The 24,000-nt window shown below is 36.2% G+C and carries 20 protein-coding genes; 10 read left to right on the top strand and 10 right to left on the bottom strand.

Features of this window, described 5'->3' with window-relative positions:
• Positions 1 to 40: 40 nt before the first annotated feature.
• From CES88_RS03495 to CES88_RS03465, 7 genes are all read right to left on the bottom strand, one after another.
• Positions 41 to 3,283 (bottom strand): SMC family ATPase, encoded by a 3,243-nt coding sequence (locus CES88_RS03495; RefSeq protein ID WP_290730999.1) that lies wholly within the window; start codon positions 3,281 to 3,283, stop codon positions 41 to 43.
• Positions 3,273 to 4,475, bottom strand: a complete 1,203-nt coding sequence (gene sbcD, locus CES88_RS03490; RefSeq protein WP_290730997.1) for an exonuclease subunit SbcD — start codon at positions 4,473 to 4,475, stop codon at positions 3,273 to 3,275. The genes CES88_RS03495 and sbcD overlap by 11 nt, the downstream gene beginning before the upstream one ends.
• Positions 4,476 to 4,489: 14 nt before the next feature.
• Positions 4,490 to 5,842 carry a regulatory iron-sulfur-containing complex subunit RicT gene (ricT, locus tag CES88_RS03485; RefSeq protein WP_290730994.1) on the bottom strand — a complete coding sequence of 451 codons (1,353 nt, stop codon included), beginning with the start codon at positions 5,840 to 5,842 and terminating at the stop codon, positions 4,490 to 4,492.
• A gap of 77 nt (positions 5,843 to 5,919) precedes the next feature.
• Entirely contained in the window at positions 5,920 to 6,735 is an 816-nt protein-coding gene (locus tag CES88_RS03480) for a hypothetical protein (RefSeq protein ID WP_290730991.1), read from the bottom strand.
• The gene (gene tmk, locus CES88_RS03475; protein WP_290730988.1) at positions 6,725 to 7,414 is read right to left on the bottom strand and encodes a dTMP kinase; all 690 of its coding nucleotides are present in this window, start codon (positions 7,412 to 7,414) and stop codon (positions 6,725 to 6,727) included. The genes CES88_RS03480 and tmk overlap by 11 nt, the downstream gene beginning before the upstream one ends.
• Positions 7,415 to 7,471: 57 nt before the next feature.
• Positions 7,472 to 8,680, bottom strand: coding sequence for a hypothetical protein (locus tag CES88_RS03470; RefSeq protein WP_290730985.1), 1,209 nt, complete (start codon positions 8,678 to 8,680; stop codon positions 7,472 to 7,474).
• Between the two features lie 148 nt (positions 8,681 to 8,828).
• Positions 8,829 to 9,686, bottom strand: coding sequence for a hypothetical protein (locus CES88_RS03465; RefSeq protein WP_290730982.1), 858 nt, complete (start codon positions 9,684 to 9,686; stop codon positions 8,829 to 8,831).
• A gap of 208 nt (positions 9,687 to 9,894) precedes the next feature.
• Between CES88_RS03465 and CES88_RS03460 the strand changes: the two genes are divergently transcribed.
• The 9 genes from CES88_RS03460 (at position 9,895) to CES88_RS03420 (ending at position 19,677) form a co-directional block, all read left to right on the top strand.
• Complete coding sequence (locus CES88_RS03460) at positions 9,895 to 11,175, top strand: glycosyltransferase N-terminal domain-containing protein (protein ID WP_290730979.1); 1,281 nt, start codon at positions 9,895 to 9,897, stop codon at positions 11,173 to 11,175.
• Complete coding sequence (locus tag CES88_RS03455) at positions 11,175 to 12,560, top strand: hypothetical protein (RefSeq protein WP_290730977.1); 1,386 nt, start codon at positions 11,175 to 11,177, stop codon at positions 12,558 to 12,560. Before CES88_RS03460 ends, CES88_RS03455 begins: the two co-directional genes overlap by 1 nt.
• Before the next feature lie 48 nt (positions 12,561 to 12,608).
• The gene (locus CES88_RS03450; RefSeq protein WP_290730974.1) at positions 12,609 to 12,824 is read left to right on the top strand and encodes a class III signal peptide-containing protein; all 216 of its coding nucleotides are present in this window, start codon (positions 12,609 to 12,611) and stop codon (positions 12,822 to 12,824) included.
• Positions 12,825 to 13,017: 193 nt separating this feature from the next.
• On the top strand, positions 13,018 to 14,079 hold the full coding sequence (locus tag CES88_RS03445; RefSeq protein WP_290730971.1) for a hypothetical protein: 1,062 nt from the start codon (positions 13,018 to 13,020) through the stop codon (positions 14,077 to 14,079).
• A gap of 186 nt (positions 14,080 to 14,265) precedes the next feature.
• Positions 14,266 to 15,561, top strand: a complete 1,296-nt coding sequence (locus tag CES88_RS03440) for an acetyl-CoA C-acyltransferase (RefSeq protein WP_290730968.1) — start codon at positions 14,266 to 14,268, stop codon at positions 15,559 to 15,561.
• Positions 15,562 to 15,570: 9 nt separating this feature from the next.
• Positions 15,571 to 17,691: a 3-hydroxyacyl-CoA dehydrogenase NAD-binding domain-containing protein gene (locus tag CES88_RS03435; protein WP_290730965.1), complete on the top strand. Its 2,121-nt coding sequence runs from the start codon at positions 15,571 to 15,573 to the stop codon at positions 17,689 to 17,691.
• 3 nt (positions 17,692 to 17,694) lie between these two features.
• Positions 17,695 to 18,864 (top strand): hypothetical protein, encoded by a 1,170-nt coding sequence (locus CES88_RS03430; RefSeq protein WP_290730962.1) that lies wholly within the window; start codon positions 17,695 to 17,697, stop codon positions 18,862 to 18,864.
• 141 nt (positions 18,865 to 19,005) lie between these two features.
• Positions 19,006 to 19,425 (top strand): hypothetical protein, encoded by a 420-nt coding sequence (locus tag CES88_RS03425; protein ID WP_290730958.1) that lies wholly within the window; start codon positions 19,006 to 19,008, stop codon positions 19,423 to 19,425.
• A 3-nt stretch (positions 19,426 to 19,428) separates the two neighbouring features.
• A complete protein-coding gene (locus CES88_RS03420; protein ID WP_290730955.1) occupies positions 19,429 to 19,677 on the top strand; it encodes a hypothetical protein in 249 nt (82 codons plus the stop codon).
• A gap of 1 nt (position 19,678) precedes the next feature.
• Here CES88_RS03420 and CES88_RS03415 read toward each other — a convergent pair whose 3' ends face one another.
• A complete protein-coding gene (locus CES88_RS03415; RefSeq protein WP_290730952.1) occupies positions 19,679 to 20,197 on the bottom strand; it encodes a hypothetical protein in 519 nt (172 codons plus the stop codon).
• Between the two features lie 128 nt (positions 20,198 to 20,325).
• Positions 20,326 to 22,635, bottom strand: coding sequence for a Tex family protein (locus CES88_RS03410; RefSeq protein ID WP_290730949.1), 2,310 nt, complete (start codon positions 22,633 to 22,635; stop codon positions 20,326 to 20,328).
• Positions 22,636 to 22,755: 120 nt separating this feature from the next.
• Between CES88_RS03410 and CES88_RS03405 the strand changes: the two genes are divergently transcribed.
• The gene (locus CES88_RS03405) at positions 22,756 to 23,769 is read left to right on the top strand and encodes an FAD-dependent oxidoreductase (protein WP_290730946.1); all 1,014 of its coding nucleotides are present in this window, start codon (positions 22,756 to 22,758) and stop codon (positions 23,767 to 23,769) included.
• A 7-nt stretch (positions 23,770 to 23,776) separates the two neighbouring features.
• Here CES88_RS03405 and CES88_RS03400 read toward each other — a convergent pair whose 3' ends face one another.
• Complete coding sequence (locus tag CES88_RS03400) at positions 23,777 to 23,995, bottom strand: Kazal-type serine protease inhibitor family protein (RefSeq protein ID WP_290730943.1); 219 nt, start codon at positions 23,993 to 23,995, stop codon at positions 23,777 to 23,779.
• Positions 23,996 to 24,000: the final 5 nt, after the last annotated feature.

Raw genomic sequence — 24,000 nt, 5'->3', positions numbered from 1 at the left:
TTATTTCTAAATAATTAGACCCATATCAAAGAGTGTGGGTCTAGTTATATAAGTATTCAATATTGGACTGCCCTTCGGGCGATTTATTCAAATTAATATTCGCTGGAATCCTAGAGGTAAGTTCTCTGATATGAGAGATGATTCCAATTTGCTTACCTCTTGACCTTACTGACATAAGTGCGCTGAATGCATCTTCAATACTGTCGCTATCTAAACTTCCAAATCCTTCATCAATAAAGAAGCAGTCAATATCAACTTGTCCTCTAGTCATTTCCGCTAGAGTTAAGGCCATGGCAAGAGAGACAAGAAAAGTTTCCCCACCAGAGAGAGTAGTAACCTTTCTCTCCATAGCACCATTCCATCTATCTATAATAAAGAAATCGTGTCCATGTGTGCTCTCTTTTTGGCTAAGGCCAAAGCGACCATCGCAAATCTTTGAGAGCTCTAGGTTTGTATTTTGTATGAGTTGCTGTTCTATGAAACCTAAGACAAAGTTTCTAAACTCATCTTTATTCTTTCCTAGGACATCGGCTAAATTATTTAATCGAGAAAATGATTCCGTAAGCTTGATTAGTAATTCTTTATCTCTTGTTTGTTCGGCCTGCTTACTTCTAAAGAGCGAGATCTTCTCTTCTGATTTAGAAATAGTTGAGAGAAGCTCTTCGAGTTTTTCTTTGAATATACTGATCTCTTGTAAGAGAAGTTTATCGTATCCTTCTCTTAGACCTTGTATTGTTTCTTCTGTTTCAGGATAGGTCTTGAGGGACTTGAGTTTCTCAATAAAGATTTCAGTTTCCTTGTTGCTAGAGGCGAGAGATGAGGATTTGAAACCAATATTTGCAATATTTCCAAGAGCTGAAATAATAGAATTCTCTAAAACTGTAATTTGGTCTTTTAGGGAGTCTAGAGAGGTAAGAAGTCTCGCGTATTCAGTTTCAAGGTGAGTCTTACTCTTAGTGGTCTCCTTTATATCGGCTTCTAAGAGTTCTCTCTCTTTTTCTAGCTCTGCGAGCGCTACATCAATATTTATTCCACCAGTTAAGTCTTCTAGCTCTTTTGCACTTTCTTTTAACTCAAAACTAGACTTTGTCGTGCTTAAGTCGAGTTCATCTTTTTCACTAAGAAGTAGTTTTATTTGTTTTTCGAGAGAGATCTTAAGAGACTTTGCATGTTCTATTTGATCTATGATTTTTAAAAGTTCAAATGTTTGCTTTATATCTCTCTTTAGAGGCTCTAATTCTGAAATTTTAAAATCTCTTCCTATGGTCTTTGCGATTTCATTTGAAATGACATCAGCAGATTTCTTATTATGATTTATTGAATCAGAGAGTTCTGATATTTGAGCTTTACTCTTTTTAAAGTCTTCTCTTAGAGACTGAATTTTTTGAGTCGTTATTCCAATACTTTGGTTTATCTCTTGAGCACGTTTATAGTTCTTGGTTAAAGTTTGTTTCTCTTTTTGTGCAACCTCAAGCTCGCTTAAGTACTCCTTTGAATTCTTGGTTTTCTCTTTGAGTTGCTCAGTTTCACTTTGAAGATTTTTAATAGTATTTAGAAGACTTTGTTCTTCATGTTTTAAGACTGCGAGTTTTTCACTCTCTTCATTAATGAGCTCTTGAATTGAAGTCGTGTCAATGGCCCCGCTATTAGTTTCAAGGGAATTCTCTATGTCGATTTTAATTTCTTTTAATAGTTCTATATCTACTGTCTGTGTACAGACACTACATGTAGACTTTTCGATTGAGTCGTCTAGTAGACCTGATAGTATTTGATTTTTCTTAAATAGTTTTTCTTTCTCTTGTGCTCTTTTTAATTCATTTTCAAATTTTTGAACTTTCTTTGAAGAAGCTTCTAATTGAGTTTTTTGATCTTTTAAGTTTATTTTAGCTAATTCTTTTTCGAGGAGAGTTATTCTCTCACTGGCCTGCTCGCTTAGAAGGATTTCTTTATTTAACTTATGAATTCTCTCTTCTAGTTTTTCAGAGCTGCTTTGAACGAATATCTCTACGTCATTTGTTTCAAATATAGAGAATGATTCTTTCTTTTGTTTTTCTAGTTCTATATTTAGCTCTTTGCCAATATTTTCGATCTCTTGTAGGTCTCGCTCTTTTGCTTCTTTACTTTCAAGGTAGATCCTTTGATCTCCTTGAAGAGACTGGAGCTTTGAGATCATCTCTTCGAGGAGCTCTATGCTATTAGGTTTTAAATGGGAAAGAGTACTATTTTCCTTTAATAATTCTTCTGATTTTCTCAAGTCGAGTAGTTGATTGTCTTTCTCTTCAATTTCAAAGTTTAAGTCTTTGAGTCTCTCGCTAGTTCTTCTTGTTTTTTCTTTGTTACTTTCTATTTTCTCTTTTAAATTTTCTAGTTTATTTCTTACTGTAATGGCCGATTTAAGTTTTTCACTCTCTCTAGAATAGCGAAGCTTAAACTTATCAAAAGCTGTAGTCTTCTCTCTCAAAAGATCATTGTATTTATTAACTTCTTCGTTAGATTTAATTAATTGCTTATCTAGCTCTCTGGTTTTTTCCTGAAATTGTAATCTCTTTGAGCTAAATTCAAGAATATCTTTTAATTGTGATTGTATCTCTAAGAGATCTTGATAACTCTTCTGTTTTAGGATTTTCTCTTCCTTAAGGGTTGGAAGATTTTGCTCGGCCTCAATTATTTCAGTTTCTGTATAGGGGAGAGAGGAATCTAACTTTATAGTTAGAATTTCTATTTCTTGTTTCTGTATACTGAGCTTTTCTCTTAACTTCTTATTAATCTCAGAGAGTTCATTTTCAGAATAGAGACGCTCAAGAATTTTTCTTCTCTCTGAAAAATTTGAAACAAGAAATTTTGAAAATTGCCCCTGATTTAAAATGACACTTCGGATAAATTGATCAAAGGTAAGCCCAATAATTTCTTCAGGAGTTGACTCAATGGCGATACCATCTTTTGTGACAATTCTTTGAAGAGAGGGCTTCTTAATGGGTTCGCCATTTTTCTTTAGAACTTTTAGAGACCAGGCAGCACAGTACTTATTTCCCTTTGTTTCAAAGTTTAATTTTATACTTGCCGTCGCTGCTCCTAGGGAGACAAAGTCCTTACTGTCTAAGTTCTTCTTATGATTCTTTCCGTAGAGAGCAAGGCTAATGGCCGTGAGAATGGAACTCTTTCCTGAACCAGTAGGTCCAGTTATCGCAAATAATTCACCTTCTTTTAGAATTTCTTCAAAATCGATGAAGTGTTTCCCCATAAGACTTGTAATATTTTCTATTTCTATAGAATTAAGTCTCATCTGCTTCTCTCACACTTTCTAGAAGGTTATTAAAGTCTTCCTTTAATTCTCTTGGGATCGCTTCACTTTCTGGAAACTTCTTCTTGTAGAAGAGATCGAAGAGTTCCTCCGTTCGAAGACTCTTTTCTAGGATATGTTCTTCTTGTTGTTCATTTACTCCAACGACTATTGCTTGGAAGGAGAGGAGATGAATTCCATGGTCTTTAAATTCCCCGCGAAGCTTGTCTGCAATTGATGTTAGGGGAGAGGATGTTTTTACTTTCATTTCGAGATATATCTCTAGATCATCTCTATTTCCCCAAGTTGAAATTACTTGATCTCTATATTCTTCAATTTCTTCGCTGGTGCAATTTACTCGTAGTAATTTATCGAATTCTTTTATTGCAACTCTTTCATAGCTTAAAGATGAGTCTTTGATAGAGATAACTGAAACTTCTTTTGTTGTTGTCTCGCTAAATCTAAAGGCCATGGGTGATCCACTATAGTGAACAATTGGGTTCTCTCTTCTGACTGTTTGTGCTTTGTGAATGTGCCCAAGGGCCACATAGTCAAAGTCCTTTAAGATTGCCGTAGGGATGGAGTCTATTCCTGATAGGTTTAATCCCTGCTCCGAACCAGACTCTTCGTAGCTTCCAAAGAGATGATGGGACATGAGAATTTTCTTTCCTATAGAGCGATCAGTAAGTCTCTTGAGCACTTCTTCTATTACAGGGAGAAGGCCATCTTCAATGTCGATATTCCAGTTCTTTGCAAGATTAAATAATTCATGTGTTCTAAAGTATGGAAATAAACTTATAGAGACTTCTTCATCACCAACCTTTAGGTTGTGGACATAGGAGTTGTAATTATCTCTTGCTAGCTCACTTAGATTTCCAACAACGTGAATATTATTTAGCTCTAGAAACGGAGCTGGAGCCTCTAGGAAGTGGGAACTATCATGATTCCCTCCTATGATAAATATAGGAATTTCTCTTGAACTAGATAATTTCTTTAAGAAATTAAAGTAGAGTTTTAAGGCCTCATTTGGGGGAGTTGGAACGTCGAAGATGTCGCCACTTATAAGAAGAATATCTATTTCTTCTTGTATGATGTAATCGGATAGCCAATTTAGAAAGAATTCTTGCTCTCTAAGACGACTGATTCGGTAGAGCTTCTTACCAAGGTGCCAGTCGCTTGTGTGGAGTATCTTCATAACTACTTACTTATTTATTCAGGTTTCTTAAATGGTTTCTTTCTCTTTGGCCTATACTTCTTCTTATTTGCAGGCTTCTTATTTTCTTCGCCTTCTCCAGCACTGGCCTGTGCTGATTTCTCTGGTCGAGGTCTTGAGTTATTTCTATTGTGAGGCTTCTTATTATGATGAGGCTTCTTACTTTGCTGATCACTCTTAACTTGAATCTCGCCCTCTAAAGAATTTAGCTCGTTTAAATCGTCATCATCACTTTCATCAGATTCTTCAAGATATACTTCTCGGACTTGATCGCTGTGCTCTTCGCTATATTTTTTTAGAAACTCTTCTGACTTTCTCTGTTCTTCATCAGTAAGTCCAATTACGGTACTCGTCTCATTAACAATATGTCTGAGATCATTTGGAAACTTCCAGTCTTTTGGTGGTTTGCAATCATCTTTAACAAATTGGTTAACAGCGTAGCGTCTGATTTGACCCTTTTCTGTGATCATGTCGAATTGTTCTACAAGAAGGTGTAGTTTTTGTACTCGTCCTATATCGCCATTTCTCGCTTTAAGAAAAATCCCTTCTTTTGGAAGTAGAGTTCTCTTTTGAGAATAGACATCGTCTTCGTATTTAATACAACACTTTATTTGACCACAAATACCGTTGATCTTACTTGGAATTAAGGCGAGGTTTTGATTCTTCGCCATTTTAATACTTACATTTCCGTAATTCTTTAGAAAGCTTGAGCAGCAGGTCTGAAGTCCGCAGACTCCAATCGCGCCAATGGCCGCGGCCCTATCTCTTACAGAGATTTGTCTAAGCTCTATTCTCATTTTTAAATCGGCCACGAGTTCTTTAACTAGATTTCTGAAATCGACTCTTGCTGGCGCATTGAAATAGAAAACGGCTTTCTTACCAAATTGAATAAATTCAACGTGAGTAAGATTCATATCTAATTTATGTTTTTCAATAAGGTTCTTGCAGAAGTTTTCTGCTTCTTTTTCTTTTAAGTAATAGCTTCTCTGCTCCAGAACATCTTCGTCTGTCGCAACTTTACTAATACTTTTTAGAGGGAGCATGTTCTTTTCAAAAGGAACTTCATAAGGAAGAGAATTAATATAACCAAGTGTCATTCCACGATCACTCATGGCCATAACTTTCTGTCCGTACATGAACTTTCTCTTACCGATTAGAAAAGGAAATGATTTTGCGTTCCCTGGAAATCTTACGCGAACCAATTTGATGACTTCACCGTCATTAAATTTAGTGTCCTCTGTATGATTATCAGAATTCGAGTTCTTATCGACATTCTGATTTTCTTCAGTGTTTACGACTTTTGTTTGAGAGTTATCTTCTTCAATATTTGAGTTTGCATCTTCTTGCATTATGTAAAATCCATTTTTTCTTATTTTAAACAACTATATTCATGAATTTTCAGTGATTTGTCTAGGTACAAAGCAGCTTAATTGATGGATAGCAATAGGCCTGCGAGTTTTTCAGGAGAGTAGTTATTAAATACCGAGGCCTTCTCGTACCACTTGAGGGCAGAGGTGTATTTTTCCAGCTCTTTATAGCTTAAATTTCTTTGATTAACATATCGAGTTATGTTCTCAACAAACTCTAGTTCTAGTGATTTCTTACCTTTTAGGTAGTCATAGAGGGGCATTATATTAGATCTATTATTCTCTACGTCTTTAACTACTTTGACGAGCTCCTCTTTGAAGCCCTGATTCTGTAAGAAGTCAGAGAGAAGAGGCGACATCCCTCTAGAGTCTTTTTGATCAACACTTGGAATTCTAATATAAATCGCCCTCGAAGAGATAGTAGGGAGAACTTTCTTTCTATAAGGGTCAAGAAGAAATATTGTTGTACTTTGGGCCGGCTCCTCTAGAGTCTTTAAAAGCTTATTACTTAATATCTTCGTTATGGAGTGAGCATCATCGATGATTATAAAGCGCTGCTTAAGCTCAAGTGGTCTGTAGTTTTGAAATTTAAAAAACTCACTAAACTGCTCATTGTCTACAGTATAGTTTTCGTTCTCATCATCTTTACTTATATAGAGAATATCACTCGCACCAAGTTCTAGTTTTTGTAGGGCCGCTTCTCTTGAGACATTCTTCTCTGTCATGATAACTTGAGTGAGAAAGTTAGTGATCCACTCTCTTGTAAACTCCCTTGGATTTAGTTCAACGGGAGAAGGCTGAACAATATAGAAATGGGCCAGCTTATCATTGGCCCAAAGTGAAATTAATTTTTCTAAAATAGAATTATTGCTCATCTTTTTTAAATATCAGCGTATTTAATTCTTCTTTAATAGATTCAAAAACTTGCTCTAGATTCTTACTACCATCAATAACACTAATTCTCTCTGGAAATAGCTCACAGCTCATATCGTAGCCCGCAACTAAGTTCTCGTAGAAATCCTTACCACGGCTTTCAAAGTAGTCTTTGGGGGCATTTCTGATACGTTGGCGCCCGTAAGATGTCTCTGGTGAAATCTTTAAGTAGAATGTCTTATGAGGAATTAAATTTAATGGAAAGACATTGTGAATATTTAAAATAGTCTCAACTCCCAGACCTCTAGCAATTCCTTGGTAGGCAATTGATGAGTCTAAGTAGCGATCATAAATAATAATAGTTCCAGGTGTATTTAATTCTTTTAAAGTCACTTCAGTTAGAAGTTGAGCTCTAGATGAGGCGAAGAGATAAGCTTCTGAAATTGGCTCAAGCTCAGACTTAGAATTTAAAATGGCCTGTCTTAACTTTTCCCCAAAAGGAGTTCCACCCGGCTCTCTTAAAATAAGAACTCTAAAACCTTGCGATTCTAGGTATTCCTTAGTTGAAACAATTTGAGTTGATTTTCCAGCACCTTCTATTCCTTCAAAGCTTAAGAAGAAAGAACCTGGAAATGCTGGTGGCCTAAAGTTATTTAGTATTTCTGTATTTTTAAGTATCATAGAGTATTTTTATCATAGAAATACTCACGAAGTCACAGGAATTATTGAATTTCTAACTTAGTATTCAACTTCTTCGTTGAAGATTTCCTCTTGATCTCCAGCTTCTTTTGCCGAAATATCTCCCTCTTGCTCATCAACATATTCCTCTTCATTAAACTCAGGATCAATTGTTTCTTTACTCAATGTGTTTCTAATAGGGTCGAGTTCAACTGGATCAGTATTATCGTCATAGTAGAAGTCATCACTCTCGGCCGGATATCTCGCGTCATCTGTTAGCTTCTTATTTGGTTTCGCTGCTTGTCTAAAGGCCTTGCTTCTTCTAAATGAAGTAGGCCTAGAGTTAACTTTCGCCTCAGTATCAACTGACGTAGTATCTCTAGTATTGCTCTCTGAAGTAAATTCTCTCTCAGGTTTTAATTTAATTGGCTCAAGCTTCTTAGCTTTTGTTGTACTGGCAGGGGCCCTATCCACGGTCGGTTTTTGACTACTCCAAGTTATAAAAATTGCAACAAGCCCTAGCGCGGAGAGTAGAAATAATCCCTTCCAGAGATAGTCTTGCATATCTCTACTAGATGACGCGTCAATTTCTATTTCACTACTTTCAATTTCTTCTTGGTTTGTTTTACGTTGCGCTTCCTTGGCCTTTCCCGCTCTTAAATTTCCAATATAGGCGAGACCAGCAATAAGATTTGTCTTTTCATCTGAAAAGTTTTTTAGCTTATTTTTCACTTCATCAGTAGATTTGTTAAAAATATCACTCTTAGGAAGATTAGGTAATTCTTCGTTAGACTTTAGAACACGTCTATCAAAATCTTCTATCTCATAGAGTTGTCCCCAACTTGTTCCGTCATCAATTGAAACTTCATCGGTAACTAAGATTTCTTTTGCTTCAATCATAGAGTTCACTTCAAAAGAAGTGTAAGGGCCATGCTTTTGACCATCTATTAATAGGTGATAACTTATTTCTTCATTGTCTAGAACTTGTGTCGAAACTAATTGTGGTTTTCTTCTTTGAAAGAGTGGATGTTCAAAGATATGAATCCAATTTTCTTGATCGTAGGCCTTTATTTCTGTGCCATCTTCAAAGTGACCTGAACTCTGCAAGTACTCTCGAATATCTTGCTGCCAAATTGGGCCAACTACTTCGCTGCCAAACTTTATATCGTAAACTTCATTCTCAGGGAATTGACCAGATGTAATCTGCTCTTCGCTTAGAATTAAGTCTTCAATACCTTTTCTCATTTCTTTAAATTGCGTGTTTGACATGAAAAATCCTCTTAAAAGTACACATCTCTTTTTCGGAATTTGTAAGGATTTTTTTAATTTGATTAGAGGGCTTTGAAGATTTGGAAAAATTTGCCAAAAAAAGGCGACTAAAAAAGTCGCCTTATATATTCTTAGAATTTATTTATGGTTAGAACCAGCTATAGTAAAGTGTTGCACCAACAGAAGCGTTCTTCACCCATTCTTCAGTGAATCCATCTCTACCGTCTTTAGCGTTAGTCATTATTGCTTCAAAGTATGGACCTACAGATAGGCCATTTTTGAAAGAGTAATCAGTATATATACCTAGAAGAGAAAATTCTCTAAAGTTGTCAGTATTATCGTAGTTATACTTGTACCAGTTAAGTGAAGTACTTGTAGAGAAGCTGTCAGTGAAAGAATATCTTGTTCCAAAACCGATCATATTGAAGTGACTGTATCCTTTTCCACTTGAGTTCTTATTGTAAACAACGTTGTCAGAAGTTAGTGAAAGGCTTAGTTTTCCAAGTGGCTTACCAAGGCTGATGATTGCTCTACCATACCCGTCATCTCCACCTTTTTGGTTGCTTTTAGCATACTGATAGTATCTAACTTGAGCAGACATGTTAACACCATGGTCTTTCTCGTTTAGGATAGAACTTCTAGTATATCTAAGTTGAGTAGAGTGAATTCTTGTGTTGTTTGCTCTATCTTTTGATACAGGGTTCTTATTTATAAGGTCTGTAGTAAAAGTAGGAACGATAGAAAGTCTGTCTTTATCAGTAAGTTTATAATGAGCGTAGATATAGTGGTAAGACTTTACACCATCAATATTGAATGAAGAGAATGAATCATTTAGATACGCCATAGAAAATGGTGAAGCTTTAATTTTATCGTAATACTTCTTTAACGTGCTCGTTGAAGATGTAGTCGTTGTGGCTGCTGGAGTCGTTGCCGCTGTTGTCTCTGCAGCATTTGCAGTCATAACAGAAAAGATTGCTGTTAGAGCAAGCATTTTCGTAAGTTTCATTGAATTCTCTCCTTCCTAAATATTCAATACATTTTTTCAATGGTCATTTGTCCCAATTTTTTGTTGGATTTTCAATAGATTTTTGTCAGCAGGGTGTTTCTTACTCACAAATGTAAGAAAAAGTTATTTTCTGACAAGTTTAGACAAGCATTAGATAGGCGGAAACTTAAATAATGACAGTTTGACACCATTTTGAGAATATTTTTTTATGAAGTTAAACACTTATCTAACTTATCAAAGAGCTTTGCTCTTGATTCACTATATACTTTGGCCAATTCTTACACTATTGGCCCTCATTATACCTGCGGCGAGGAAGAGACTTGAGTTTGAAAGTCAAAATAGCTCAACCTCGTTTAAAAATAGAGGAATTGTTGCAACTCATTGTTTTCACGTTTCAAGTGAAGGGGAGCTTGAGCAGTGTATGAGTATATTGCTGAACCTTCTAGAGAAAGATCATTATATAGAGTTAGTCTATACTTCTGATTCCGTGGCCCGAAGATGTGATCAGCTAGCAGCAGACTACCCTAAATTAAACGTTCTTAGAATGCCTCTTTTAAGTTTCCCTAGAAGGAGCTTTAGAAGATGGGTTAGTGCTAAGAAGTTCTTCATGTGCCGCTATGACTTCTTTAGTGAACTTATTCTCTACGGTGCAAGGGCCGATGTTGACTTCACTCTTCTCTCTGCTTCTTTAAAAGGAAAGAAAGTAAGCGGTCTAAAAAAAATCTTCCTAAGAGGGCTTTACCGCAGTTTTAATTTAATAGTTGCAGCATCTGAAAGGGAGAGAGAGAGCTTTTTAAGACTAGATAAGAATTTAAATGTGATTTCATTTGAATTTAGAGTCTTACAAATTTCTTCGCGACTTGAAAAGGCAAGGAAGAAATTTGAGGAGAATAAAGAACTCGCAAAATTTTTAAAAATTGTTAGTGATAGAGATCCTTTGAGCAATCTCATTATTGGGTCGGCGTGGCCTGTTGAACTTGATATTTTAAAAGATCAATCTATAGTTTCTCGTATTATAAGTGGCGAGTTGCTACTGACTATTGCTCCTCATTCTCTAGGAGAAAAGTCTGTTTCTCAAATTGAAAATTTAATTAAAGAAATATCTCCAGAGTTAAGAGTTGCGATCGCAAGCGAAGTGGTTGAGTATAAAGCAGGAGAAGTTTACTTAAATACAACTCCGGGTGTCCTCTTAGAAACTTACTCCCTCTTTGGTCATGTGCTTGTTGGTGGTGGACACGGGCGCAGTATTCATTCGGTTCTTGAGCCTTATTTAGCTGGAGCGAGAGTTTATTGCGGTCCAAGGGTTTTTAGATCAACTGAATTTGACTTTATTAAAAAAGAATCACCTAATGATATTGTAATTATTGACGATCTCGAACGTATTGGAAGTTCCTTAGTGAACTACGAACGAGAACTAGAAATCGCAAAGCGCAGAGACTTAATCCTCTCCTATAGAAGTCGCTTTGCAGAAATGATGGAAAGAATTTAATGTTAGAGAAAAATGTAGATATGGCCCTGATTGGGCACAATTATCTTTCTTACTTACTAAGCTTTGATTTATTGGCAAAGAATAAGAAAGTGCTCATGCTCGATGATGAGAGAATGAAGTATGGCCCACTTTTTGGAAGACAAGTCTGCGAGCTTGAAAGAGCTTTTTTAAAAACATGGGGAGAAGACAGTAAGGTTGAGCCTTTTATTAATCTTGACCGCTACTTAATAGCGTCTCCTTTATACTTTCATGTGGATAATTCAGTCGTTCACCTAGGTGGCTCACCTTTTGAAAATTTAATGGAACTTTGTCGAAAGTTTCCTCTATTCTTTTTGAAAGAAGACGGGAAGATTGTATTTAACTCATCTGCTGAATTTAAAGATCAAATTAATAATGAGTTCACTAGTTTTTGTCAGAGGGTCGGGCAGAATACGTGCCGATTCAGTAGTCTTCAAAGTATCTCAGTGGAGACTTTCCTAAATCATTGCCCTGTTATGATTAAAGAACTCTTTCACTTATTTAAGATAAATATTGAGAAAATATTTTCTTCGGAGAGTGAACACTGGGAATATAAGACTTTTATTTACTCAGCGAAGAGTTTCTTTCAAAGCCGAATGTCTCTTAGGTCAAGCGAGATCGAGCTCTTTCATCTCTTTCATTCTATTATTTCTCCTTTCTATAAATTGAAAGAAGATAAATTAAATGAAGAGCTGAAGAATATTTTTGAAGAGCGTGGAGGCCAGCTAAAGCGAACTCACGTTCGTGAGTGGAAGTTTTATAAAGAAAGTCCCTGGAGTATAGAACTCGCTAGTTTTGAAGGAATTATTCATCCGACGAGAGTTTCTCTTCTTGGAGGAATTCCTGAAAAACTTCCTCTGAAAGTCTTTCCTGATAATAAGTGTTACAAGAATGTTTCTAGTCAAATAGCTATAGATGAAAAATCTATACTTGAAGATGGTATCTATATTCTCGCAAAGAATAATCGTATTGGAACTAATTGTGCCCTAATGATTTTTGAAAAATACGGTCATTATTGTCATGTCGAACAATACGTCCTAAAGAAGAAGGGACAAAAAATCTCTTTCTTTACAAAAGAGTTACTTGATTGGCTTCATCAAGACTTTGAGGAGCTTATTCCAGCAGTGAAGTCTTTTTCTATTTCTTCTGATTTTAAGTTTGGTGATGAGGTCTTTGTAGCAGAAGGGGGCGTAAGACGAAGCCGAATAGGTCTTCAGCAACTTAAAAAAGTTCGAATTTACGATACTTCTAGCCCGCTTTTAAAGAAGAAGCTCAATAATGTTCATTATTTTGGCCCATATAAGGATGCTCATTTAGGACTATTTACTACTCTTGTTGATATTAAAGAGGCCCAGCAATTTCTTTAGGTTAAATTTACCCGATGAGATCTCTCGCAATTGCTATATAATGATAGAATGATTTCTTTAAAATCAAATAAGGGACAGACTTCTGTTGAGTACATCATGCTAATCGCTGTCATGGTCACTATTATGGGCTCTGTTCTAGGTACCGTAAGATCGGCCATTTTAGGAGATGCAAGGAATTGTGCTCCGGACTCTAAGGCCATTGTTTGCTCTTTCGAGCGTAGTTTTAATGTAGAGGACCTTCGCTACTTTACAATTAAGCGCTAATTCACTTTCTTTTGACTCAAAATCAGTTACTTACATTGCTCTAGATAGGTCGCCCGTGTAAAATATACATGCGGCGCGTTATTAACTTCCTATTTTCTCTCCATTTGGTATAAACAAGGTAATTATGACTTATAGCGTTAAGAAAGATAAAAATGTTTGGTACAGATACGTACTGGAACTTAAGGAGAAAATTATGAAAACACGCCACACAAACAAAGCATTATTGATGCTGATGTTATTCGGACTATCATCACAAGCTATTATGGCCCAAGGTGATCCGCTTTTAAGCGATGCTGAATCTGCTCTTAGTTCTGAGCAAATTGATATCGATGGAAGCTTCAATGCTCCAAAGCAGGAAACTGCTGCAGATAGAATGGCGAAGCTTAGAAAGAAGCTCGAAGAGAGAAATGAGCAAATGGTTTCAAAGAAAATTGAAGATATGCGTCTTCAAGAAGAGCAAAAACTTGCTAAGAAACTTCAAAATGCTTTCAATGGACAAGCTATGGCCATCGATAGTGTTGGAACTCAGCAGGCAGCTCCAGTTAAGGCAGTAGTTGCTCCGGTTCCTGTAGTAAAGAAGGAAGAAAAGAAGAATAAAGTTATTCCAACTGCAGGTCTTATGACTATCAGTGGAGAAAATGGTCTTGAGCTAGAATCAAGTGCTAATATTAATCTAACAATTGAAAATCAAATTACTCAAAGGCTGAGTGTAGGTATTTCTGTTGGATACACAAAGATGGGAATAACTGATGTTGCTAACCAGTACTCAGGAACTTCTTATTATAATAATTCAAATGTTTATAACCCTTATTATAATACTGGTTATTACAATACTTACGGTCAAGGTAGAGAAATGAATTATTCAAGACTTGGTCTTGAAGTAAATTCAAAGTTCTTTATGAGCGTAGAGAGTACAATTAGACCATACCTAGGACTTGGACTTGGATATAATAGACATAGTCTAGGTTACGAGCAGAACCAACAGTATAATTATAATAATGTACAACTTGGTAACGAAGACTTTTCTTCTTCGTATGTTGCAGGGTCTGTTCTTGCAGGTTCAGAAATTCACTTCACTGATTCAATCGGTGCAGTTTTAGAGTTTAAGTACCAAAAAGGATTAGGAGATTCATTCAATACTGCGAGTGCATCGTCTAATAGAAACCCTGATCAAGTTAGACTTGAAAATGTTGGAACAGCTATCGAAAAAGCTAACAACATGAGTCTTAATGCAGGTGTATTAATTAAGTTTTAATAGAATAATACCGGCCTGAAAAGGTTGGGAATGATTTAAAGTTTTCTTCTCAAAGGGAGAGTGGTGTGGCGCCTCTCTCCTTTTTTTTTATGCTAAACATCCTCGATTACTTCTTCCCCTTTATCCTTTTATACTCTACAATTTTCCCTGTAATTCTTAATATTTAAAATAATTAGAGGAGTAAAAATGGCCATGAAACCAGTTTACATTATTGATGGCAAACGCTCACCTCATGCGAAGGCAGGCACAGATTTAAAAGATGTGGATGCGCCTTTTTTGGGAGCGTACTTAGTTAGACACATGATGGATAAGACATCTATCCCTTACAATGAAGTAGATGAAGTTATTTTTGGAAACACAGGAACACCTGCTAAGTATCCAAATATTTCTAGAGTGATTGCTCTTGAGGCGGGACTCGATAAGAAGACTTCGGCCTATTCTGTTCACAGAAATTGCGCCTCAGGAATGGAAGCCGTTTCACAGGCCTATATGAAAATTGCCAGTGGAAGAAGTGATGTAATCATTGCTGGTGGTGTTGAATCAATGTCTCAAATGCCTCTTATTTATAATAAAGAAATGACGGAGCTCTTTGTAAATGTGATGAAGTCAAGAACAGTCTCTGACAAGCTAAAAGCTGTTAGTAGTTTTAGACCTCCATTTCTCTCTCCAATTATAGCCATTGAGCAAGGACTTACTGATCCTTTTTGTGGATTAAATATGGGACAAACAGCTGAAGTTTTAGCTAGGGAGTTTGATCTCACTAGAGAGCAACAAGATGAGTACGCAAATAAATCTCATCACAAAGCTATTGCTGCAACGGAAGCGGGGAAATTTGATGATGAAATTCTTCCAATTCTCTACGGTGAAAAATTAGCAAAACTTCTAAGTAGAGATGTAGGCCCTAGAGGGAATTCTACTATTGAAGGTCTTGCTAAAATGAAGCCATACTTTGAAAAGAGATCTGGTACGGTGACGGTTGGAAATTCTTGTCCAATTACTGATGGTGGTTCAGCTCTTATGTTTGCAAGTGAAGAAGCTGTCGCAAAGTATAATTTAAAACCAATTGCTAAGATGATTGATTTTCACTTTCATGGTCTAGAACCAGAGAGAATGGGAATGGGTCCACTACTTGCTATGGATGGAGTTTTTAAGAGAACTGGTCTTGGTGTAAAAGATATGGACCTCTTTGAAATTAACGAAGCCTTTGCTGCTCAACTTATGGCCGTAACGGAAGCGTCTAAAGACGCAGAAATCGCAAAGAGATTTGGATTAGAAGAAGCTCTAGGTGAAATTTCTGAAGATAAGCTAAATGTAAATGGTGGAGCAATTGCTCTTGGGCATCCTGTAGGTTCAACAGGTTCAAGACTTCTTGTGACGTTAATGCACGAGCTTAAGAGAAGAAAGGCTAAGTACGGAGTTGCCTCACTATGTATTGGTGGTGGGCAAGGTGGTGCTTGTATCATTGAAAATTTAATCAAGTAAGGTTGAGTAATGGAATCAAAGAAAATAAGTTTTGAAATAGAAGAAAATGTAGCTTACCTCGGTTTTGGATATAACTGTGATAAGTCTATGACGACATTAGATGAGGAAACTCTACAAGAGCTTTCTGATCGTTTAGATGAACTTCATAAAGACAAGTCTGTAAAAGGTGTCGTCTTCTGGTCTCATAAAGAGAGATGTTTCCTTGCGGGAGCAGATATTAAATTAATCTCTTCTATGAAAACAGAAAGTGACGGGGCCCATGGTGCTGAAGCTGGGCAAATAATCTTTAATAAAATCGAAGATCTAAAAGTTCCAACAGTGGCAGCTATCCACGGTGTTTGTCTTGGTGGTGGTTTAGAATTATCTCTTGCTTGTAAGGCGATTGTAGCTTCTGATGACAAGGGAACAATGCTCGGACTTCCAGAAGTTAAGTTAGGGCTCATTCCTGGTTTTGGAGGGACGTATAGGCTTCCAAGAAGAATAGGTCTTCCAAAGGCTTTAGACGTAATTCTTACGGGGAAAATGCTTAAGGCAAAGAAGGCCAAGAGATTAGGGCTCGTTGCAGGAGTTTACCCAAAAGAGAGAATTAAGAAAATGGCCGCTTTTCATTTCGGAGAAGACGAAAAGAAAGGAAGCTTCAAAGAATCACTTGAGCACATTGCAAGTGATAACTTCTTTGCTAAGAAAATTATTTTTCAAAAGGCTAGAGAAAGTGTTTTAAAGAAAACGAAAGGATTCTATCAAGCACCACTTAAGATTTTAGATGTAATGGAAGCTGGAATTATGAAAGGAAGATCTAGCTATCTTTCTGCTGAATCTCAAGCTTTTGGAGAGCTGTGTGTAAGTGAGCAATCGAAGAACTTACAGCATATTTTCTTCATGACTGAAACAGCGAAGAAGTATGATGGACCTAAGAGTTCTGGGAAACTTCCTAAGCTTAGAAAAGGCGCTGCTCTTGGTGCTGGGACTATGGGTGGTGGAATTGCTTGGCTTATGGCCAGTAACGGTATGGCCCCTATTATGAAAGATCTTTCAACTGAAGCTCTTGAACTTGGTTTCAAGCAATCTTCTTCAAACTTTATGGGAGCCGTTAAGAGAAAGAGAATGACTTACGATGAGTTTGAAAGAAAGCAGAGATCAATCCAAGGTCAACTTGGATACGACGGTTTTGAAAGAGTTGATCTTGTTATTGAAGCTATCGTTGAAAATATGAATATCAAAAAGAGTGTCTTCACAGAGCTTGAAGGACAAGTAAGAGACGATTGTATCATTACTTCTAATACATCTTCTCTGTCAGTTCAAGAAATGAGTACCGCTCTTTCTAAGCCAGAGAGATTTGCTGGACTTCACTTCTTTAACCCTGTTCATATGATGCCTCTTGTGGAAATTATCACTCACGATAGTGTTGCTCCTGAAACATTGGAAGCACTCTACTACTGGTGTATGAAAGCGAAGAAAACACCTGTCGTTGTTAAAGACGGGCCAGGTTTCTTAGTAAATAGAATTCTTATGCCATTTATGAATGAAGCAGGATTTCTTTTAGAGGAAGGTGTTCCGATGAAAGACATTGATGATGCCTGTTTAAATTTTGGGATGCCAATGGGTCCATGTCGTCTCTTAGACGAGGTTGGAATTGATGTTGGAGAGAAAGTTGCAAAAATTATTCATGAAGGTCTTGGAGATAGAGTAGAGTCTTCACCATTTTCATCTAAGCTTGTGGAGAAGAATTTTCTTGGAAAGAAGAATGGAAAAGGTTTCTATATTTACGATAAGCGCGGAAAAGTAGAAGGGCCAAATGAAGAAGTTCAAGCGATGCTTCCAAAGACTAAGAAGAAAATGGATGAGACAGAAATTCAAATGAGAATTTTTCTTCCAATGATTAATGAAGCGGCAACTGTTCTTGCGGATGGTATTGTTTCAAGTGCAGCAGAAGTTGATCTTGGATTAATTTTCGGTATTGGTTTTCCTCCATTTAGAGGTGGATTACTTCGTTACGCAGATACTGAAGGACTTGATCGTCTAGTAGGAGCGATGGAAGAGAGAGCAGCGTCTGTTAATGCAAATAGATACACTCCGTGTGATTATTTAAAAGAGCTTGTAGCGAATAAGAAAAAGTTCTACGACGTTTAATAGATGATATTAAATTTTTGTCGCTACTTTATAACGTATATCTTTAAAGCAAAAACTCGCCAGCGGTTGCTATTTCTAGCAATCGTTGGACTCTTTATTTCTAGTTTTGCCCTTCTTGTTCTTCAAAGCACTATGGGTGGTCTACAAAATAAATTAACAACTAGATCCAAGAGCGTCGATGGCAGTGCTGTTATTGAAGTGTATGGACTTGAGAAATCTCAAATTGAGAGCCTCTATAGTAATCTGGTAAATAAGCAATACGACCCTAGTTTAGAGTACGAGATAGAGCTTCTTCTTAGGCAGTTGAATTATATTACACCTGTGATCTTAAGAGGTATTGATACTAAGAAGCGTATGCCGTCTTTTCTCAGCGAGGAAGATCTTAAAAATGGAGCCGTTGTTGGTAGTGATCTTGCTTATAAAGTTTCTCTTATTGAAGGAGATGAGTTTTCACTAATTTCACCTTCTCACGTTGATACACTAATGGATGATATTCCAAGGTTGATTAACGTAGAGGCCTCTAAATTTGTTAGGACTGATGTTCCTGAGAGCGATATGTTCAATGTATGGGTGAGGCTACCTGTTGTTCAAAATCTAATTAGAAAACGTGCTGTTAATAGAATTAGGCTCTACAAAGATGGAGACTTTGATTCTTTAAAAGAAGAGTTGCAGGAAAAGTATGCAGATAAGGTGAGGGTTGTTACTTGGGCAGATAAGAATAAGAATCTTGTCTGGGCACTACAGCTTGAAAATAGAGTGATGCTCTTCTTATTTTCAGGAATGACTCTTTTAGTATCCCTTTGTATTACGTCAGGACTTATGATTTTTCTTGGTAAAGTAAAAGGTGATCTTGTTTCTTTTTGGATTCTTGGAAGTTCTAAGAATAAGCTAGAAGTTGCTATGAAAATATTTTTAAATCTTACTACACTTTCAAGTATTATTTGTGGGCTTATCTTTGCTTTTATTTTCTTAGGCCTTATGAAAGTTTATGCTCCAAATATAATGCCTGATGTTTTTGTCGATAGACAAATTCCTGTTTACATTACTCTTAAGGGAGTTCTCACTTCTTTCTTTATTCCTTATTTTATTTCAATTGCCTTTAGTGCATTGGCCTTCTTCCAATTTAAAAAAGATGAGAGTACCTACCTAGACTACGTTAGATCGATTGGTTAATTCTCGTAAAATTAGTTAGATAGGTCTGTTCTATATCTTCCAATATATAATTATTAGATAATGTGTATGTTTCTCATGCTATTTACGAATAGTTTCAAAGTGTTTATAAGTGGGCAATTCATTTTAACTTAAGGACTACTGATGAAACAACTTATCTTACTTGCAACTCTCTTAACATTTTCTAATTCTTACGCCGAGAATTTTCTTACGGAGAGTCAAGCCGACACAGTACTAGAGTCAATTGACAATATTTGCGGTGATACATGGTGTGAAGGTGATTTTAATTTTTCTTTTAATGAAATTACTTGTTCATCTGAAACAAATTCTTGTGATCTTTCTTTTGAGTTTATCAATGAGGTTTATGACTACGAAACAGACCAAGTTATTGTAGAAGAGAGAGCTTCTGTAACTTGTACACTTACAGGTGTTACTGGATATGAGTATATGATTGACACATCTTCTAGATGGAATCATTTAGGTCATAGCTTCTACGAGAAAGTAACGGATTGTATTAGTGATAAAGAAGAAATTGCTTATGATACTTTTACTATGGATTATTAATCAGTGACCAAGAAACTACTTATTACTTTCCTTTTCTCAATTTCTTCATACGCAAACTTTAATGTTTCGTATGAAGTTCTTAGTTGTAATCTAGTAAAAGATTTATGCACTGTTGAGGTTGAATTTAGCGAGGTAAAGAGTGGCTTCTTATATGTAAATACTTGTGAAAATATTGACCCTAACTCAGAATCTCTTCAATATTGCATTGAGGATTTAGAAGTTAGGGCCAGTAGAGCTTATAATAATAGATAATTTATTCTAAGTGACATTCTGATAAAGGGAGAGTCCCAATACTCTTCACTCGCATATGAGTAAAAGGAATTCCACGTACCACTGTCTCAACATGTTCTTCTATCTTTCTAAGACAATTTTCTCCAGCATCTTCAAAGACTTCCTTTAAGAATACTCTTACATTTATCTTCTCTGTAGGCTTCTCAGGATTTAAAAGAAGGTCTGGTACCTTTGTATTAAGTCTAAAATCATCAGTGTCTGTACAAAAATTCATTCCTGCTGTCACACATGGGCCTTTATCATCTCTATTGGAATGATCAAATATTGCAAACCATTCAAGGGATGGAACACTAATCTTTAATTCTGAAGAGCCGTAACCTAAGGCTGAACAACGAACTGTAGATTTATCAAGAGTGATTGTTGTCTCATGTACTTCATCTTTGATGATTTTCTTTGTTATTCCCTGGATAGGGCGCTCAAAATCATTGGCGTGTACTGAGGTCATTAATAAAGTGATTGTAATTGCTAGTAGTTTTTTCATAATCTCTCCTTTGGATTGGTGAGATTAAATTACGGCGAATGATGTGATAAATAAAATTAGAAGTGTGTATCGCTATTATAATTTAAATTAATACCTTGAGTTCGAATGAACTCAAGGTATTGTATAAGCTACTTAAATTTAAAACCTTTTAGTCCTGCAAAAGCGTTATTCTTTAAAGGAGCATCAACTTTTGGTGTACTCTTTGGAGAGTTACTTCTTCTTGGAGTAGATTCATAATTTGATTTAAATTCAGCATTCCCATCATCTTGCTTACAAGAGAGAGAAATTCTACCTCTCTCAAGATCTACGTCCTTAACTCTAACTTTGACTTCTTGACCAACCTTTAATTCTTCGAGAGCATTTTCAACAAATTTGTCTGCAATTTGTGAAACGTGTAAGAGGCCATTCTCTTTAATACCAATATCAACGAAGGCACCAAATTGAGTGATATTAGTTACTATCCCAGGGTACCATTCATCAACTTTTAGATCTGAAATCTTTGAGATATCTTTTCTAAATTCTGTTGTCTTAAATTCTGTTCTTGGATCTTGTGACGGCGCTCTTAGAGATTTAATGATATCGTTATGAGTAAATTCTCCTACAAGTGTTTTGAAACTTGTATCTCTTTCCATCTTTAGAATATTTTCATTGTTTTGTAGAAGGTCATTAACTGCTAAACCATTGCCCTTACACCACTCTTTGATTTTATCGTAGCTTTCAGGGTGGATAAAAGTTGAGTCAAGAGGGTTTTCTCCTTCGTATACGCGAAGAAATCCTGCAGCCTGTTCAAATACTTTACTTGAGAATCTTGAAACTTTAAGAAGCTCTTCACGGTTTTTGAAGCCTTGATTTTCTTCTCTATACTTTACAACATTACCTGCAACACTTGGCCCGATTCCTGATATAAATGAAAGCAGGGGAGCCGAAGCCGTATTGATATCAACTCCAACAAAGTTTACACAACTTTCAACAACGCCATCAAGAGACTTCTTTAGTCTTGTTTGATTTACGTCGTGCTGGTATTGACCAACTCCAATTGACTTTGGATCAATTTTTACAAGTTCTGCTAGAGGATCTTGAAATCTTCTCGCAATTGAAATAGCTCCTCTTACAGTAGGATCTTTGTCTGGAAATTCTTTTCTTGCAATTTCAGAGGCCGAGTAGATAGAAGCTCCAGCTTCAGAGATCATTGTCGCTTTTACTTTTCCAGACTTTACTTGAGGAACATACTTTTCAACTATGGCAAGAGTCTCTCTACCATATGTACCATTTCCAATTGCAATATACTCAATACCAAATTGATCAATCATGGCCTCGACGATTTTGGCCGATTCAACCACATGATTCTTTGGTGGGTGAGGGTAGACAACTGTGTCTACAAGAAACTTTCCAGTATTATCAACAACAGCAAGTTTTACACCAGTTCTAACTCCTGGGTCCATTCCTAGCACTGTCTTTGCTCCAAGGTATGGCTGAAGTAATAAGTTCTTTAAATTCACTCCGAAGACATCAATTGCAGATTCATCTGATAATTTCTTTAAATCTGTTTTCATCTCAAGATCAAGAGATCCGTGGATATAGTTATTAAAGGCCTTCTTAGAACAATCAGCTAAGACGCTTACAAGAGTTAGGGCCTCGTCATCAAAGAATTTCTTCTTAATTAAACCTGTAGCAACTTCCTCAGGAAAGGATACTTCTACTTTTAAAACTTTCTGAGTCATTCCTCTTCTCATGGCGAGGAATCTATGTGAGGCTTTTGGATCTTTTAGTTCTGAGACTTTTTGTTCAAACTCAAAGTAATCTTTATACTTTTCAAAGTCTTTAACTGTTTCGGCCTTGTCTCTTTTTGAAGACTTTAAGATCGCCTCTTTCCAGTAGTCTGCTCTAAGTTGTTCTTTTACTTCTGTATCGTGAGCAAACTTTTCTATAATAATGTCACATGCACCTTTTACGGCATCATCAAAACTATTAACTTTCTTTTCAGCGTTGATAAATTTAACAGCTTCTTTAGCAAGTTCTTGCATTGAGCCCTTAGTCGAAAGAATGAGATCTGCGAAAGGTGCCAGGCCAGCTTCTGTGGCAAGCATACCCTTCGTTTTCTTTTTTACTTTGTATGGAGCATAGATATCTTCTAATTGGTTAATTGTTTCTGCCGCAAGAATTTTCTTTTCTAATTCTGGAGTGAGCTGCTCTTGTTTCTTGATTGTCTCTAGAATGAATTGTCTTCTCTTTTCTCTTTCTAGATATTCTTCATAAGAAGTTTGTATATCTCTAATTTGAACTTCATCAAGTCCACCTGTGGCCTCTTTTCTATATCTGGTGATAAATGGAATTGTACAATCCTCATCAATTAACATTGTTAGAACTGCAATGACTTGTTTTGCAGAAATTTCAGTATTTGTAGAAGCGTATACAACTGCTGTCGAATCAATCGCCATGGTATGAATCCCCTTGGAGTCTTTATTGGTCTCTTCTTGAAACCGTGTGTTATTTACTGTATTTTATTAGCAGTATACGATAATTAGACCACCTCCATTTGACAATGGGAAAGCTGTAAAATGACAGAAGATAATCAAAAATTTGATATAATAATTTTAGGTAATGGAATATGTGCTCAATCTATCTTATTTGAAATAGGTAAAAGTGAGGAATTTGATCTTGACACTTTAAAAATCGCTCATGTTTTCAATGATGAATTCTGTTCTCCTTGCAGCGTAAATTCAACGAGTGTGGTCAGTCTTTCTGGGACAAGTAAGGGGATTAGTCCATTGGGTGACTTGATTGTAGATTCATTTAATTACACTCTACAATTAGCCAAGGGCGAATTGCAAAGCGAATTCCACCTTTCAAAGCAGTATTATATTTATGAAGAAGGGAAGGATAAAGACCAATTTATTAAAAGGTATAAAACTTTAGAAGAAGTGAGTTTATTTGATAAATCTTTCTTGGGGTCAGTTGATGAGTGTTTTGTTGTTGATAATGAAGCTCTACTTCAAAAACTTGAGCAAAGTAATTTAAAACTTAAAATAACAAAGTTTAATAAAACGATAATTGACATTAGTGTAGATGGAACTATTTCTCTGCTTGATGGAAGTAAAGTTCGAGGAAAGAAGGTAGTGAGTGCTCTAGGGGCTTATTCAAATCACTTTCTAAAGAATTTTAAGCATACGCATCTTGATCACTCTAAACTTGTTCCAGGGGATTATCTTCTCTTTAAAGATGTTGATCTAGGAAGTGAGTCTTTTGTAATAACTAAAGGACATTATAATTTAGTTTACCGAGCATTCTCAAAGACTACTCTCATTGGAGGAACGACTTTAAAGGATGAGTGGTGCGCCATTGATTATGTTGAACTTAGACCTCTCTATAATTACTTTAAAGAGCTTATATCTGTTTTACCTGATTTTCATGAAGGTGAGATTCGTACAGGGCTAAGGCATAAAGGAAAGAAGAGGTTGCCATTCCTAGGAGAAGTGGCGCCTTCTATTTATTCATTTCATGGTGTCTATAAGAATGGATTTACGTTTTCTTTTTATATGGCAAATAACTTTGTAAGAAACTTTAACGTTTAGAAAATCTCTATCTACATTCTCCGGGAGTGAATCTTACTTTTTGGCACCTAGCTTCACAGGCGTTCCCATAGGTTTTCCCATCTCTTCCGCATACTGGGCTGTAGATCTCCATGCAGACACAGGTGTTGATTTCTTCTTTTTTAACTTTTCTTGCACTGACTTCAGTCTGCGATTGAGCACAGGAAGTTATAAGAATTAAAGTGGAGATGAGTGTGATGATTTTCATAGGGA

Source organism: Halobacteriovorax sp. JY17 (genome assembly GCF_002753895.1).
In the GTDB taxonomy this organism is placed as follows: domain Bacteria; phylum Bdellovibrionota; class Bacteriovoracia; order Bacteriovoracales; family Bacteriovoracaceae; genus Halobacteriovorax.
This window is presented reverse-complemented; position numbering and strand designations above follow the sequence as displayed.